Annotated in this window: 2 tRNA genes; both read right to left on the minus strand. The window is 53.8% G+C overall.

Annotated features, from left to right (window positions below):
• Positions 1 to 12 precede the first annotated feature (12 nt).
• Positions 13 to 88 (minus strand) — tRNA-Ala (locus AC6LJW_RS29535).
• A 24-nt stretch (positions 89 to 112) separates the two neighbouring features.
• Positions 113 to 189 (minus strand) — tRNA-Ile (locus AC6LJW_RS29540).
• Positions 190 to 221: the final 32 nt, after the last annotated feature.

The raw sequence follows: 221 nt of genomic DNA on the forward strand, positions 1-221 counted from the left end.
AATGAGAATCAATGGTGGAGGTGAACGGGATCGAACCGATGACATCCTGCTTGCAAAGCAGGCGCTCTCCCAGCTGAGCTACACCCCCATATCCCGCTTGACGCGAAATACTTGGTGGGTCTGGTTGGATTCGAACCAACGACCCCCGCCTTATCAAGACGGTGCTCTAACCGACTGAGCTACAGACCCAAAACCTTCTCGGATCAGTAGTCAGGAAGCTG

Source organism: Achromobacter sp. 1012554356 (genome assembly GCF_059760815.1).